The sequence below is a fragment of the Desulfomicrobium salsuginis genome, from assembly GCF_054657795.1.
Map to the genome: position 1 here is coordinate 729773 of NZ_BAAHYA010000002.1, position 15224 is coordinate 744996.

The window sequence follows — 15224 nt, forward strand, 5'->3', positions numbered from 1 at the left end:
ATGACATGACGGAAACCTATACGATTCTTCTCGTCGGCCGCGGCAGACTCGCCGAGGAATTGCTGCAGGGGTTGCAGGGACCCGGAATCGGCCGTGTCCTGCCGTGGGACGAACGGACGGCGGCCGGAGACGGCCGGTGCATGGTCGTCCATGCCGGATCCGGCAGAGAGCTGGGCGACGTCTTCGACTTCTGCGGCGCGCGCGGGACCGTGCTCCTCGATCTCTCGACGGCCGGCACGCGCTACCCGGCCGCGCCCGACTTCCCGCTGGTCGTCTGCCCCAACGTGAACATGCTCATGCTGTCCTTCATGGCCATGGTCAGGCGGGCAGCAGGATATTTCCGGGGTCTCGACATAGCCATTTCAGAATCCCACCAGGCCGCCAAGAAGACGAGCCCCGGCACGGCCGTCCATTTGGCCACCTCCCTGGGTGTCCCCGCGGCCGCCATCCGCTCCGAGCGTGACCCGCAGGTCCAGCGCGAGGTCATCGGCATCCCCGAGGAATTCCTGGACCGTCATGCGTACCATGACATCGTGATCAGGGACGAGCAGGTCGAGATACACATGCAGACTCGGGTGCTCGGCAAGACGGCCTACGCCACGGGCCTGGCGCGGGTCATCGGCATCGTGTCCGCGAAGCGCCCGGGCCCGGGCTGCCACGACATCGTCGACCTGATCCTGGACGACGCCTAGCCGGCCGAAAGCGTCTCACCCGAAGGGGCTGCAGATGAAGAGAGGGTTCCCGTCAATCGACGGAAACCCTCTCTTCATCAGATACGGCGAAACTCTAAGCCACTGCCGTCTTCAGGGCCTCGCGGCTGAAGGGGAGTTCCCGCAGCCTCACGCCCGTGGCGGCGAAGACGGCATTGGCCACGGCCGGCGCGACGGGCGGCAGGCCAGGTTCGCCAATGCCTCCGACGGGGTGCCGGCTTTCGGCGATGAAGACCTCCACGGCCGGGACCTCCTTCATGCCCAGCAGACGATACTGCCCGTAGCCCGACGTGACCACACCTCCCTTGGCGAAGCGGACGCGCTCGTGCAGGGCGATGCTCAGGCCCATGACCACGGCCCCCTCCATCTGGGCAGTGATGGCGTCGGGGTACACGGCCGTGCCGCAGTCCACGGCGCAGACCACGCGGTGCACGGTAATGACTCCGGTCCCGCGGTCCACGGAAACCTCGGCCATCTGGGCCACGGCCGAGCCGAAGCACTCGGTCACGGCCACGCCCCGGCCGCGCCCCGCCGGGATCGGGCCACCCCAATCGGCCTTGTCCGCCAGCAGGGACAGGGTGCGGTAGGGGCGGGAATCCTTTTCCATGAGCCCAAGGCGAAACTCCACGGGGTCCTTTCCGGCCGCAAGCGCCATCTCGTCCACGAAGGACTCCACGGTGAAGCAGTTGTATGAATGTCCCACGGAGCGCAGCCAGCCAACGGGGATGGGCAGGTCGGGAATGACATATTCGATACGGCGATTGGGGATGGCGTAGGGCATGCCCTCGACGCCCTCCACGGAGGTCGGGTCGAGGCCGTTCTGCACGGCCGAGGGCCACAGGCGCGACATGATCGACGACGCGACCAGCCTGTGGGACCAGGCCACGAGATTGCCGCCGCCGTCCAGCCCGCCCCGGATGCGGCAGACGCTGGCCGGGCGGAAGACGTCGTGGGCGAACTCGTCGCCACGCGTCCAGACGACCTTGACCGGGCGCCCCAGGGCCTTGGACAGGCTGACGGCCTCGGTGACGACATCAGTTTCGCCGCGGCGGCCGAACCCGCCGCCGCAGGGCGTGGTCATGACCTCGACCTTTTCGGGCGGCAGGCCGCAGATCCTGGCCCCCTCGTCTTGGACCGCGGTCTGCCCCTGGGTGGGGGCCCAGATGCGGCAGCGGTCCTTTTCCACATGCGCGGTGCAGTTGGTCGGCTCAAGCTGGGCGTGGGCCACGTAAGGAACGGAGTAGAGCGATTCGACGACGGTCGCGGCCGCGGCAAGGGCCTCGGCGGCGTTGCCCGTGTCCTCGGCCACGGCGGCGGGGCCGTCGAGCTTCGCCAGGAGTTCCGCGGCGATGGCCGCATCGCTCAAATCCGGGCGGCTGCCCTCGCTCCAGGTGATCTTCAGGGCGTCTCGGCCCTGCAGGGCAGACCAGGTCGATTCCGCGCAGACCGCCACGGCGTCGCCCACGGGGATGACGTCCAGCACCCCCCGCACCTGCCTGGTCCCGTCGGCGTCCACGGCGACGGGCCTGGCCCCGAAACGCGGGGGGCGAGCCAGCACGGCGACGCACATGCCGGGGAGGCGGACGTCGATGCCGAAGGCCGTTCGTCCCTGGACCTTGTCCTCCAAGTCCAGCCGTCTTCTCAGGGTGCCGATGACGGCATAGTCCGCGGCATTCTTCAGAGGCGGTTCGACGGGCACCCGCAGCGCGGCCGCCTTGGCGGCCAGTTCTCCGTACCCGATGCCGCGTCCGTCGGGATGGCGGACCTGGCCCGTTACGGTCGAGCAGGCGGCCGGGTCGACGCCCCATTGCCGGGCCGCCGCCTGCACGAGCATCAGCCGCGCCGCCGCTCCGGCCTTGCGGAGCATGTCCCAACGATGCCTGATGCTGGTGCTGCCGCCGGTGGCCTGCATGCCCCATTCGGGGTCCTTGAAGGGCTCTGCGGCCAGGGCCATCCTGACGCGCACGCGGCTCCAGTCGGCGTCCATCTCATCGGCGATGATCATGGCGATGCCGGTGTGGGTGCCCTGGCCCAGATCCGTCTGTCCGACCCACACGGTCACGGAACCGTCGGCGTCAAGTTCGAGGAAGGCGTGGGGGCGGAACGGGGCCGCAGGGGCCGCCGCCCCCAGGGAGACGTTCATGAGCACCAGCGCCCCGGGAGTGATGGCCACGGCCAGGACCAGGAGGCCGCCTTTCAGGAAATACCGTCGTGACATGTCTTCGCTCATGGCGTCTCCTCCTTCATCTTCCCGGCGGCCCGGCGCATGGCGGGGATGACCCGCGGGTGCGAGCCGCAGCGGCAGGCGACGGCGTCCATGGCCGCGGCCATCTCCCCGTCCGGGATGTCGGGCCTGGCCGTCAGGACATCGACGGCCTGCAGCATCATGCCCGTCTGGCAGTAGCCGCACTGCGGCACCTGCAGCTCGGTCCAGGCGACCTTCACGGGGTGGTCCTCCGGCAGGCCCTCGATGGTCAGGATTTCGCTGCCCTGGACGCTCTCGACGGGCGTGACGCACGACCGTTCGGCGCGTCCGTCCACCAGCACTGTGCAGATACCGCACATCCCCTCGCCGCATCCGTACTTGACGCTGGTCAGCCCCAGGACGTCGCGCAGCACCCACAGCAGGGGCGTGCCCGGGTCTGCGTCAACTTCGTGGACAGTTCCGTTCACCTTCAACGAGATCATGTCGCCTCCCTTGGCTGTCGTGCACCTAGGCCGGCGGTCGGAAGCCGCCGGGGACCTGTCACCGTATTGGGTCAAAAATCGGTTTTGGTCAAACACCGGCGTCAAGATTCGGAATCTGTACCATACGAGTTGTCCGGGCGGCGGGAATGGACTAATCTGGCGCGACGCGGAGGTGATCCATGACAACGGAAAAGGACGCCGGCATCGATGGACTGCTGGCCTTGCTGCAGCACAGGGATGGGTTGGTCCGGCAGAAGGGGAGAAGGATGCTCGTCGAGGCGGGAGCCGCGGCCGTGCCCGGCCTGTGCCGGGTCCTGCTGAACTCCCCGTCCAAGGACGCCCGCTGGGGGGCGGCAAAGGCCCTGGGCGAGATCCTCGACCCGGACTCCGTCCCGGCCCTGCTCGACGCCCTGGAGGACCGCAACTCCGACGTGGCCTGGCTGGCCGCCGTAGCCCTGAAGGGGCTCGGCCGGGAGGCCTGGAAGCCGGTCCTGCAGCGCCTGGTCGAGCGGGGGGTGGACAGCGTGGCTGTGCGCGACGGCGTGCACCACATCTTGGCGGGCCAGAAGTTCGACCGGTACGAAGAACTCTTTGCGACAGTCGTCCGTTCCCTGGAATTCGGCGAACTCGACGAAGCCGGGAGCATGGCCGCGGCCGAAATCCTGAAGCTGATGCTGGGCGATCTCTGGCAGGAATGCCGGGAAATGGGAGCCGGAGAGGGTGCGGAAGACTGAAATGCCTGCGAGAGGGAGGAAATGCCTTGACATCGCAGGGAAAAGCCGGATGCTGCCTGCCGCGTACCTCAATAGGGACGGGCCTGGGGCATTCCCTGCCGCCTGACCGTCCCGAACCACGGAGTTCCCCATGACCGACATCGTCATCCGCCCCATCGGCGTCATCCATTCCCCCTTCACCGAGCGGGCCAATATGCCCATCCAGCCCTGCGGCGCCCGCGACACGGCCGGCACCGTCGTCATCGACGAAGTCCTGGCCCCGGGCCTGCGTGACCTGGAAGGGTTTTCCCACATCTACCTGCTGTACCATTTTCATATGAGCCAAGGTTTTGACCTGACCGTGGTCCCGTTCATGGAGCCGGCGAAGCGGGGGCTTTTTTCCACCCGCGCTCCCCGCCGGCCGAACCAGATCGGCCTTTCCGTGGTGCGCCTGCAGCGGGTGGAAGGCAACATCCTGCACATCCTGGACGTGGATGTTCTCAATGGCACGCCGTTGCTCGACATCAAGCCGTACTTCAGGGCCTTCGACGTCTTTCCCGAAGCTGTCAGCGGCTGGGCCGAGACGCATCAGGACAAGGCCGGGGACGTGCGATCGGACGGCCGCTTCGCAAACCCCAGGAGCTGATCGCCGCGGCGAACGCGCAGGAGCCGGCATTGGCGCGTTCGGACATGCGGCATGCAAAAGATGCCGTTTGCGTGCGAGTTTTTTTTGCCTTTGCGGTCTGTTCTTTGCTATGTTGTGTCCAAACCCCGGAGGACACCATGGAACGCGCAGACCAATCCGTGAAGATCATGGTTGAAGACGTCGAACTGACCCTCCATCCCCTTGATTCCATAGACGTCGGCCTGACGCCGGCAGGATTCGACCTTGTCCGCAGGGCCGCCTTTTCCATCCTCGGCGGGCGGATGCCCGTCGCCAACCTGGAAGAACTTTCCTTCCACCAGGTCCTGGCCATGTTTTCGGACCTCGTCTGCTGGGAAGAGGCCTCGGGCAGGCTCTTCATGTGCGCAGACCTGCCCGGCCGGTGCTACTGCCTGCCCATCCCCGCGGAGCACTGGCGCGTCCTGACCAAGGGCCAGACCTTTCACTGACGGAGCCGCGCGGACGGCGCGGACAACCGAAGTCCTGCCGCACCCTCGACGTTCGGCGATTCCGGAAGGGCCCCTGCAGCGGGCCCTTTCTTTTTAGCCCGATCCGGTTAGGGTGTCCTGTCCTTGAACGCTTATTGATGTCATCGAACTTTGATCCGGGCGCATCACCGCACGTGCCCAGCTTCGTCATTGCGAGGAGTCTTCGACGCGGCAATCCAGTTTTTCATGGTCTTTTGCGGTTGCGATCCAGCGCACGTCGAGGATGAATCTCGCGCGTTGCCCGACCAGGCCGCGCTGCGCTCGCGATGACGGGTCACTTGGGTGTGCGCCCGGATCAACGTGCAACGACGTCAACGGGCATCAGATGACAACCTGGACGCTCTGCCGGAAGAGCCTTTTTCCTTGGGTTTCGGGCCGGTTTGGCGTAGCGGCCCGTGGACGACCTTCCACAGAATCTGGCAGGGATTCAAAACCCCGCCCCCAACCGGAGAGTGAGCATGAAATCAGTCTGCGTTTTCCTGGGATCGAGCGACGGCAACCATCCGGCATATGCGCGCGCCACGGCCGAACTGGGCCGCGAACTGGCCCGGCGCCGGATAACCTGCGTCTACGGAGGGTCCCGCACGGGGCTGATGAAGACCCTGGCCGACAGCGTCCTTGGTGCCGGGGGAGAGGTCGTCGGCGTGACCGTGCAGCTCCTCAAGGACAAGGAGGAGTTCCACCGGGGCCTGACGCGCCTGCATGTCGTGCCGACCATGCACGAGCGCAAGAATCTCATGATCGAACTGTCCGACGCCTTCCTGGCGCTGCCCGGCGGCATCGGCACCCTGGACGAACTCTTCGAGGTCTGCACCCTGAGTCAGCTCGGCTTTCACGCAAAGCCGTGCGGCCTGCTGAATGTGAACGGCTTTTTCGAACCCCTGCGGGCCATGCTCGTCACGGCCGAGCGTGAAGGGTTCATGAAAAGGCCCATGCACGACGCCCTGGACGTGGCCGAGAACCCGGCCGGACTTCTGGACATGCTGCAGCGCAGGATTCCGTCCCTGACGTAACGGGCGACGGTTACATTTTTTACCCGGAAAATCGCTGCATAGAGGTTGTTCTTTTCGCACCGGACGGGTTACAGGTTTTGTGAACAACGGCCTGGACCGGAGCGGATACGGCGTTCTTGCCGGATTCTGCTGACGATCCTGACACTTCGGCTCAAAACGTAAGTCATGAGGAGAGCGTGGGACGGGTTCAGCGATTGATCGCCCTGTGCGTGGCGGGAGTTCTGGCGCTCATGGCGATTTTTTTCTTTCATCCCGGCGATGACGACGCCCTCGGGCGGCTGCGGAAGACGGGCGTGGTCCGCATCGGGTATGCGGTCGAAGCGCCGTTCGCCGTCCTTGGCGACATCGGCGAAGTCACCGGGGAAGCTCCGGAGATCGCGCGCCGCGTGGCCGAACGTCTCGGCATCTCCCATATCGAATGGCACCAAGTGGAACTGGGCGCCCTCATCTCCGAACTGCGGGCGGGACGCATCGACGTCATCGCCGCAGGCCTCTTCATCACCCCCGAACGCGAGGAAAAGGTCCTTTTTTCCCGACCCACCATGACCGTGCGCCAGGCCCTGTTGGTGCCTGCGGGCAATCCCCGCGGCCTTTGCACCTACAGGGAGATGGCGGGCCGCTCGGACATCGTCGCCGCTGTCCTGGCCGGCTCCATCGAGGACACGCTCATGACGCGCCTTGGCATGGCCGACGTCCGCCTGCTGCGTGTTCCCGACGCCCTGACGGGCCGCCGGGCCGTTGAGACGGGTCTGGCGGACGCGTTGCTGCTCTCGGAGCCGAGTCTGCGGTGGATGCTGTCGCGCGGCGAGCCCGGACGACTTGCCGTGGCCGTTGACGAGGAGCAGGAATCAGGGTTGCCCGCGTTCGCCTTCAGGCTGGACGAGCCGAAATTCCGCGATGCCTGGGACGAGGCCCTGGCTGCATACCTGGGGTCCGAAGAACACCTCGCAATGCTGGCCTCCTTCGGCCTGTCCTGGACCCCTCCCGCAACGCAGAAAACCGGAGGATGAACATGCCGCACGCCGACCAGCCCGGAGAATGGAGGCCATCGCGGTGGGTTTTTGCCGCAGTGCTACTGGCCCTGTGCAGCGTCGGCCTGCTCGCGTGGATGCACTGGGTGCAAACCACGGCCCTGCGGCAGACCACGGCCTATCTCGGAGAACTGCGCCAGGCCAGAATCGATCTGGCCAAAGGGTTCATGCAGGCCAGCCTCGGAGCGGACCCGCAGTCGCCTTTCAGCCACGATGCCGGGATGACCTTACTGCGTCAGGCCTTGCGGTCCTTCGAAGCGTCGGCGGCGCGGTTGGACCCGGCCGACGCGGAGGACGCCGAACAGTTTGCCCGTAGCATCCGGAGCTTCAGCCTGCTCCTACAGGACTGGCGTGGAGGCACGAGGCAGGACCAGCGGCTGGCCGTGTCCCTGCGCGTCGCCCACACGGGCCTCGAAATGCGGGCGGCAGAGGTGGACGCGTTGCTGCAGGAACGGACCGACAGCCTGACCGCCAAGGCCCGCCGCACATATGTCGTCAGCCTGCTCGGTTCCCTGCTGGCCTTGAGCGTCATCCTGGGCATCGTCCTGATCGCGGTGCGCAAGGAGCGCGCGGCCCTGCACGAACGCATCCGGCAGGGCAAGGCCCTTGAAGACAGTCAGACCCGCTTCGCGGACATGTTCCTCAAGGCTCCCGTGGCCATGGCCATGGCCGACGACGCAGGGCGCATCAGCGTCGGGAACAGGAGTTTCGAGCAGCTTTTCGGCTACACCCTGGATGACGTGTCCGACATCGCCACATGGTGGGCCCTGGCCTTTCCCGACCCAGACGCCCGTTCAGCGGCCATGGCGCGCTGGGAGGCGGCCCTGAAAGAGGCCCGTCACGGCGGCAGGGAATTCGACGCCGGCGAATTCCGCGTGACCTGCAAGGACGGTGTGGAGCGCGCCGTCAGAATCTCGGGAATTTTCCTGAAGGAGGGCGTGCTGTCTTCCTTTGTCGACCTCACCCCCCTGCGCCGGGCCGAGACCCAGTTGCGGCTGTGGGCCCAAGCCTTTGAGAACGCCGAATTGGGGCTGGCCATCGTCGACGCCCGGACCAACACGATGCTGGCCGTCAACCCGGCCTTCGCCCGGCTGCGCGGCTACGAGCCGACCGAGATGGTCGGGCTGCCGGTCGCCGCGCTTTTCGCCGAAGACAGGCGCAATCAGGCCCGCGAGATGATTGAGACCCTCAACGCCTCGAACCACGCCGTCTTCGAGAGCGAACACATGGCCCGGGACGGGCGGCGCTTTCCCGTGCTCCTGGACATCACGGTCCTCAGGGACGAAGCCGGCCGGCCCGTGAGCCGGGTCGCCTATGCCCTGGACCTGACCGAACGCAAGCAGGCCGAGGCCGCCCTGGCCGCGGCCCAGGCCGAGGCCCTGGAACAGCAGCGGCAGGCCAGGATTGCAGCCCTGCGCCAAATGGAAGAGGCGCGGAGCGCCCGCGCCAGGGCCGAGGAAGCCCTGGCCGCCCTGCGCGAGAGCGAGGAGCGGCTGCAGCTCTTCGTCCGCTACGCTCCCGCCTCGCTGGCCATGTTCGACCGGGAGATGCGCTACATCGCGGTCAGCCGACGCTGGCTGGACGATTACCGCCTGGGTGAGCGGGACATCATGGGTGTGTCCCACTACGAGGTCTTTCCGGAGATCGGCCCTGAATGGAAGGGAATACACCGCCGCGGCCTCGACGGGGAGGTCGTGCGCAAGGACGAGGACCGTTTCGAGCGCGCCGACGGCTCAAGCCAGTGGGTGCGCTGGGAAGTACGGCCATGGAGTACGATCCGTGGTGACGTGGGCGGCATCGTCATCTTCACCGAGGACATCACCCGGCAGAAGGAGACCGAGTCCGACCTCGTCCGGGCCAAGGAGGAGGCCGAGAGCGCCAACCACGCCAAGTCCGAATTCCTGGCCAACATGAGCCACGAGATCAGGACTCCCCTGAACGGCATCATGGGCATGCTGCAGCTCCTCCAGACCACGGATCCCGATGCGGAGCAGGGCGAATGCATAGAACTGGCCGTCAAGTCCGCCAACCGGCTGACACGGCTTTTGGCCGACATCCTCGACATCTCCAGCATCGAGGCGGGACGGCTGGCCGTGCGCGCGACAAAGTTCTCCACCACGGAACTGCGCGACTCGATCCTGGAACTCTATTCCAACGCGGCCCGGGAAAAGGGCCTGGCTCTGACCTGTCGCATGGCCGAGGGGCTGCCTGAGTTCGTCGTGGGTGACGAGACGCGGGTCGTGCAGATCCTCGGCAACCTCTTGGGCAACGCCCTGAAATTTACGCCCCAGGGAAGCGTGACCCTGGACATGGGGCCCCTCGCGGCCCCGGCGGGTGAGATTCGCCTGCGCTTCACCGTCAGCGACACGGGCATCGGCATCCCCAAGCAAAGTCTCGACCGCCTCTGCACACCGTTCTACCAGGTGGACAGCTCCTTCACGCGGGCCTATCAGGGCGCAGGTCTCGGGCTGGCCATCACCCAGCGCCTCGTGACGCTCATGGGAGGCTACCTCGAGATTGGCAGCACCCCGGGCAAGGGTACGACCGTCCGGGTGGACTTGCCCTTCGCCGTGGCGGATGCGCGTGTCGAGCCTGCGCCATCCCCGGACGGGTTGACGGCGACGGGCCGGTCCGTGCGCGTGCTGCTGGCCGAGGACGACAAGATCAACCAGATCGCCACGTCCGCGCTCCTGAAAAAGATGGGGCACAGCGTCAGCGTGGCCGAAAACGGCCAGCAGGCCCTGGAGCTTTTGGCCCGCGAAGAGTTTGACATCATCCTTATGGACATTCAGATGCCCGTCATGACCGGCCTCGAAGCCCTCAAGGCCATCCGCACGCACCCGGACCATGCCGCGTTTCGGGACATCCCCGTTGTCGCCCTGACGGCCCACGCCATGGTCGGGGACCGTGAGAACTTCCTCGAACAGGGCATGGATGCCTATCTCAGCAAGCCCATCGGCATCCGCGACCTGGACTCCATCATCACCCGCCTGTTTTCAGACTCATGACTCCGGAACGGCTTCCCGCTCCGACCGAACCATGACCCGCCACACGCGACCGGCAGGGGCTCCATCCCGCCCCGACCCGGACCGCGCATGATTCGCCATGTCGATTGCCAGACATATTTGCCGGTTGCGTACGTATTTCTTCTTTGATAGGTCAACCAATCGTTTATCGATGGCCGGAGATCACCTCAGGCCGTCCGCACCTTCACGGAGGAATCCATGCGTAAGCTCATCGTTCTTCTGGCGGGACTCTTCCTCGCCAATACGGCCCTGGCCGAACCCGTCGGCAGCCCCATCCCCGTCGGTATCGCCGTGGGCCAGACCACCAACGTCGCCCTGTTCGGCGAGGAGCAGGTCAACGGCGCCAAGGTCGCCGAGAAGCTCCTGAACGAGAAGGGCGGCGTCGGTGGCACGCCCATCCGCCTGGCCTTCCAGGACACCGGCGGCGACGAGGCCGGGGCCATCAACGCCTTCCAGAACCTCATCTCCCGCGACAAGGTCGTGGCCATCATCGGGCCGACCCTGTCCCAGCAGGCCTTCGCCGCCAACCCCATTGCCAACCAGGCCAAGGTTCCCGTCGTCGGCCCGTCCAACACGGCCAAGGGCATCGCCCAGATCGGCGAGTACGTCTCCCGCATCTCCGCGCCCATGACCCTCGTCGCGCCCAATGCGTTAAAACGCGCCCTGAAGCTCAACCCGGGCGTGAAGAACGTGGCCGTGGTCTACGCCCAGGACGACGCCTTCAACGTCTCCGAGACCGGCATCTTCCAGGACGCCATCAAGGGCATGGGTCTGAACATCGCCACCATCCAGAAGACCAGCGTCAAGGACACGGACTTCACCACCCAGGTCACCGCCATCCTCGGCGCCGGCGTGGACATGGTCGTCATGAGCTGCCTGGCCGCCGACGGCGGCAACATGGTCAAGCAGCTGCGCCAGCTCGGCTACGAGGGCCTCATCGTCGGCGGCAACGGCTTCAACTCCCCGAACATGTACCCCGTCTGCGGACAGGAGTGCACCGGCGTCATCGTCGCCCAGGCCTACAGCCCGAAAGCCGACAACGCCGAGAACAAGGCCTTTTCCGCCGCCTTCAAGGACATGTTCAAGAAGGACCCGGCCCAGTTCTCGGCCCAGGCCTACACCAGCGTGAAGGTCGTCGTGGACGCCCTGAACGAGGTCGAGAAGAGTTCCGGCAAGAAAGTCGCCGAGATGGACGCCGCCGAGCTGCGCACGGCCCTCAACGCCGCCATCGTCTCCAGCTCCTACGACACGCCCCTGGGCGAGATCGTCCTCGACGCCGACGGCGAGATCACCCAAAAGACCTTCTACGTCTCGCAGATCAAAGTCGCCGACGACGGCAAGACCGGCACCATGGAACTGCTGCCCGAATAACGCCTCACCCGCCGGGGAAGCGCGCCTTCCCCGGCAACCGGTCCCACCATGAACTTCGTCTTTCTGCTGCAAAGCTTCATCAACGGCCTGTCCATCGGCTCCGTCTACGCCATCTTCGCCCTCGGCTACACGCTGGTGTTCTCGATCCTGGGCATCATCAACTTCGCCCACGGCGCCGTCTTCACCCTCGGGGCCTACTGCACCTACGCCCTGGCCGTCGGCGATTTCGGCCTGAACGGCCTCCTGGCCGGCATCAGCCTGCCGTTCCGCCTGCCGTTCCCCCTGGCCCTGCTCGGCGGCTCCCTCCTGGCCGGCGGCATCGGCGTCCTCGTCGAGCGCCTGGCCTTCCGGCCCCTGCGCGCCAAGGGCGCGGACCCGCTCCTGGCCCTGGTCAGCAGCCTCGGCGTGGCCCTCATCCTCGTCAACTGCCTGCAGTTCCTGGTCGGCGCCGAGATCTACTCCTTCCCCTCGGGCATCTTCGGCTCCCTGCCCCCGGCCATGGTCTTCAAGATGGACGGCAAGGTCCTGGCCGTGCGCACCGTGCAGATCATCATCCTCGTCGTCAGCCTGGCCATGCTCCTGGCCCTGGCCTGGTTCATGAACCGCACGCGCATGGGCAAGGCCCTCCAGGCCACGGCCGAGAACCCCGAGACCGCCAGCCTCCTGGGCATCAACGTCGACCGCTACATCCTATCCACATTTTTCATCTCCGGCGCCCTCGGCGGCCTGTCCGGCACCCTCATCGGCGCCAGCTTCGGCCTGGCCGGCCCGTATTTCGGCGTCAGCTACGGTTTGAAGGGCCTGGCCGTCATCGTCCTCGGCGGACTCGGCAGCATCCCCGGCGCCGTCCTCGGCGGGCTCGTCATCGGTCTGGGCGAAGCCTTCCTGCCGCCCGACTACTCGTCCATGAAGGAGGCCGTGGCCTTCGTCATGCTCTTCGTCATCCTCCTGGCCCGCCCCCAGGGGCTTCTGGGACGGCAAACCATCCAGAAGGTCTAGGCATGTTCCTCGAAAACTACGGATTCCTCATCGTGGCCATCGTCCAGCAGGCCCTGCTGGGCATGAGCCTGTGGTACCCCCTCATGGCCGGGCAGCTGTCCCTGGCCAGCATCGGCTTCTACTCCCTGGGCGGCTACATCGCCGCCATCATGGGCACCAGCCCCGCCTTCGCCGCCTGGCGCGAAACCCTGGGCCCGGCCCTCTATCCCGTCGAATGGCTCATCGCCCTGGCGGCAAGCGTTCTGCTGGGCCTGGCCGTCGGCATCCCGGCCCTGCGCCTGCGCGGCATCTACCTCGCCCTGGCCACCATCGCCTTCGTCCAGGTACTGAACGTCGTCGTCCTCGTCCTCGACGTGACCGGCGGCGCCGTGGGCCTCTTCGGCATCCCGCAGCCCTTCGAGAGCCGCCTCGGCTACCTGTGGTTCTTCGGGCCCATCCTGGCCGTCATGCTCCTCTTTTCCGCCCGCCTGACCCGCACCGTGGCCGGCCGCTCCTTCATGGCCATCCGCGAGGACGAGCTGGCCGCCCAGGCCATGGGCATCCCGACCACCTTCGAGAAGGTCCGCGCCTTCGTCATCGGCTGCGGCCTGGCCGGCGTCGTCGGCGCCATGAGCGCGCCGTTCCTCAACACCTGGAACGCCCGCCAGAGCAGCTTCGACGCCTCCGTGGCCTGCCTGGCCTACGTGCTCATCGGCGGCGCCCGCTCCGTCTGGGGCCCGCTCCTGGGTGCGGCCCTCCTGGTCGCACTGCCCGAGGTGCTGCGGCCCCTCAAGGACGCACGCCTGATCATGAACGGCATCGTCCTCGTCGTGGCCTGCATCTACCTGCCCCAGGGCATCGCCGGGCTGCTGGCCTCCCTGCGCAGAAGGGAGGCCGCATGAGTCAGACCATCCTCGAGCTCGACGGCGTGTCCCGCGCCTTCGGCGGCCTCATGGCCGTCGGCGACGTCAGCTTCTCCGTCCAGGCCGGCGAGATCTTCGGGCTCATCGGTCCCAACGGCGCCGGCAAGACCACGCTCTTCAACCTCGTCTCCGGCATCACCCCCGTGTCCGCCGGTCGCGTCAGCTTCCTCGGCCGCGACATCCTGGGGCTGGCGCCCCACAAAGTCGCCGGCATGGGCATGGCCCGGACCTTTCAGAACATCCGCCTCTTCGCCGGAATGAGCGTCCTCGACAACGTCCGCGCGCCCATGCAGGCCTTCTCGCGCACCGGCTTTTTCTCGGACCTCCTCGGCCTGCCCGCCAGCCGTACCCAGGAGGCGCAGATCATGGCCACGGCCATGGACCTCCTGAACCTCGTCGGACTGGGCGCCAAGGCCCGCGCCGCCGCCTCGTCCCTGCCGTACGGCGAACGTCGACGCCTCGAGATCGCCCGCGCCCTGGCCCTGCGGCCCAGGCTCCTGCTCCTCGACGAACCGGCCGCCGGACTCAACCTCGCCGAAAAGGCCGAGCTGAGCGACTTCATCCGCGACCTGCGCAGCCGCTTCGACCTGACCGTGCTCATCATCGAGCACCACGTGCCACTCGTCATGGGCCTGTGCGACCGCCTGGCCGTCCTCAACTTCGGCCGCCTCATCTGCCAGGGGAGGCCCGAAGAGGTCCGCTGCGACAAATCCGTCATCGACGCCTACCTCGGAGACAGCCATGCCGCTCCTCGAACTTGATCACGTCAGCGTCAGCTACGGCCCCGTCCAGGCCGTGCGCGACGTCAGCCTGCACGTCGACCGCGGCGAGATGGTCACCCTCATAGGCGCCAACGGCGCCGGCAAGAGCACCATCCTGCGCGCCGTCTCCGGCCTGGCCCGCATCGCCGCAGGCAGCCTGCGCTTCAACGATGCCGACATCTCCAAGGCCCGGCCCGACGTCATCGTCCGCGCCGGCCTCGCCCACTGCCCCGAAGGGCGCCAGGTCCTGGCCGCGCAGACCATCGAGGACAACCTTCTGCTCGGCGCCTACATCCGCAAGGACAAGGCCGGCATCGCCCGCGACCTCGACCAGGCCTACCTCATGTTCCCGCGCCTCCGCGAACGCCGCACCCAACTCGCCGGGACCCTCTCGGGCGGCGAACAGCAGATGCTCGCCATCGCCCGCGCGCTCATGAGCTCGCCGCGCCTGCTCCTCCTCGACGAGCCCTCCCTGGGCCTGGCCCCCCTCGTCGTCGAGGAGATCTTCGCCATCCTCGACCGCCTGAACAGCCAGGGCATGACCATCCTCCTCGTCGAACAGAACGCGCGCCTCGCCCTGGCGCACTCGCACCGCGGCTACGTCCTCGAATCCGGACAGATCGCCGCCTCCGGCGACGCCAAGGGGTTGCTCGAAGACGACCGCGTGCTGGCGGCGTATCTCGGGGCGTAGGGGAGGGGTGGGAGAAGAGATGCGGGGCGCCGCCCCGCGCCCCGCAAGGGGCTTGGCCCCTTGACCCGTTTTTGGGGGGAGAGACGGTGGCTGGTGGTTGGTGAAGAGCCGGGGCGCTGCCCCGGGTCCCGCAAGGGGCTCGCCCCTTGACCCGGTTATCGGGGGTA

General features: G+C 66.9%; 14 protein-coding genes. 12 read left to right on the forward strand and 2 right to left on the reverse strand.

The window, feature by feature from the left end; translation table 11 throughout:
• The first annotated feature begins 5 nt into the window (after positions 1-5).
• Positions 6-692: a dihydrodipicolinate reductase C-terminal domain-containing protein gene (locus tag ACYQ3G_RS10490; RefSeq protein ID WP_459825648.1), complete on the forward strand. Its 687-nt coding sequence runs from the start codon at positions 6-8 to the stop codon at positions 690-692.
• Positions 693-786: 94 nt separating this feature from the next.
• On the opposite strand, the gene ACYQ3G_RS10495 is transcribed toward ACYQ3G_RS10490, so the two are convergent.
• Entirely contained in the window at positions 787-2940 is a 2154-nt protein-coding gene (locus ACYQ3G_RS10495) for a xanthine dehydrogenase family protein molybdopterin-binding subunit (RefSeq protein ID WP_459825650.1), read from the reverse strand.
• Positions 2937-3398, reverse strand: a complete 462-nt coding sequence (locus ACYQ3G_RS10500) for a (2Fe-2S)-binding protein (RefSeq protein ID WP_459825652.1) — start codon at positions 3396-3398, stop codon at positions 2937-2939. The genes ACYQ3G_RS10495 and ACYQ3G_RS10500 overlap by 4 nt, the downstream gene beginning before the upstream one ends.
• A gap of 179 nt (positions 3399-3577) precedes the next feature.
• Here ACYQ3G_RS10500 and ACYQ3G_RS10505 point away from each other — a divergent pair, with 179 nt between their 5' ends.
• The 11 genes from ACYQ3G_RS10505 to ACYQ3G_RS10555 all read left to right on the forward strand — a co-directional run bounded on the left by ACYQ3G_RS10505 (position 3578) and on the right by ACYQ3G_RS10555 (position 15057).
• Positions 3578-4132, forward strand: coding sequence for a HEAT repeat domain-containing protein (locus ACYQ3G_RS10505; RefSeq protein WP_459825654.1), 555 nt, complete (start codon positions 3578-3580; stop codon positions 4130-4132).
• 130 nt (positions 4133-4262) lie between these two features.
• Positions 4263-4757 (forward strand): tRNA (N6-threonylcarbamoyladenosine(37)-N6)-methyltransferase TrmO, encoded by a 495-nt coding sequence (gene tsaA, locus ACYQ3G_RS10510; protein WP_459825656.1) that lies wholly within the window; start codon positions 4263-4265, stop codon positions 4755-4757.
• A 137-nt stretch (positions 4758-4894) separates the two neighbouring features.
• The gene (locus tag ACYQ3G_RS10515) at positions 4895-5224 is read left to right on the forward strand and encodes a hypothetical protein (protein WP_459825658.1); all 330 of its coding nucleotides are present in this window, start codon (positions 4895-4897) and stop codon (positions 5222-5224) included.
• 497 nt (positions 5225-5721) lie between these two features.
• On the forward strand, positions 5722-6276 hold the full coding sequence (locus ACYQ3G_RS10520) for an LOG family protein (protein ID WP_459825660.1): 555 nt from the start codon (positions 5722-5724) through the stop codon (positions 6274-6276).
• A gap of 176 nt (positions 6277-6452) precedes the next feature.
• Complete coding sequence (locus tag ACYQ3G_RS10525) at positions 6453-7286, forward strand: transporter substrate-binding domain-containing protein (protein ID WP_459825662.1); 834 nt, start codon at positions 6453-6455, stop codon at positions 7284-7286.
• Between the two features lie 2 nt (positions 7287-7288).
• Positions 7289-10315, forward strand: coding sequence for a PAS domain-containing hybrid sensor histidine kinase/response regulator (locus ACYQ3G_RS10530; RefSeq protein ID WP_459825664.1), 3027 nt, complete (start codon positions 7289-7291; stop codon positions 10313-10315).
• Between the two features lie 216 nt (positions 10316-10531).
• Positions 10532-11704: an ABC transporter substrate-binding protein gene (locus ACYQ3G_RS10535; RefSeq protein WP_459825666.1), complete on the forward strand. Its 1173-nt coding sequence runs from the start codon at positions 10532-10534 to the stop codon at positions 11702-11704.
• Positions 11705-11752: 48 nt separating this feature from the next.
• On the forward strand, positions 11753-12703 hold the full coding sequence (locus ACYQ3G_RS10540; protein WP_459825668.1) for a branched-chain amino acid ABC transporter permease: 951 nt from the start codon (positions 11753-11755) through the stop codon (positions 12701-12703).
• 2 nt (positions 12704-12705) lie between these two features.
• Positions 12706-13584 (forward strand): branched-chain amino acid ABC transporter permease, encoded by an 879-nt coding sequence (locus ACYQ3G_RS10545; RefSeq protein ID WP_459825670.1) that lies wholly within the window; start codon positions 12706-12708, stop codon positions 13582-13584.
• Complete coding sequence (locus ACYQ3G_RS10550; RefSeq protein WP_459825672.1) at positions 13581-14366, forward strand: ABC transporter ATP-binding protein; 786 nt, start codon at positions 13581-13583, stop codon at positions 14364-14366. Before ACYQ3G_RS10545 ends, ACYQ3G_RS10550 begins: the two co-directional genes overlap by 4 nt.
• On the forward strand, positions 14347-15057 hold the full coding sequence (locus ACYQ3G_RS10555) for an ABC transporter ATP-binding protein (protein ID WP_459825674.1): 711 nt from the start codon (positions 14347-14349) through the stop codon (positions 15055-15057). Before ACYQ3G_RS10550 ends, ACYQ3G_RS10555 begins: the two co-directional genes overlap by 20 nt.
• Positions 15058-15224 lie beyond the last annotated feature (167 nt).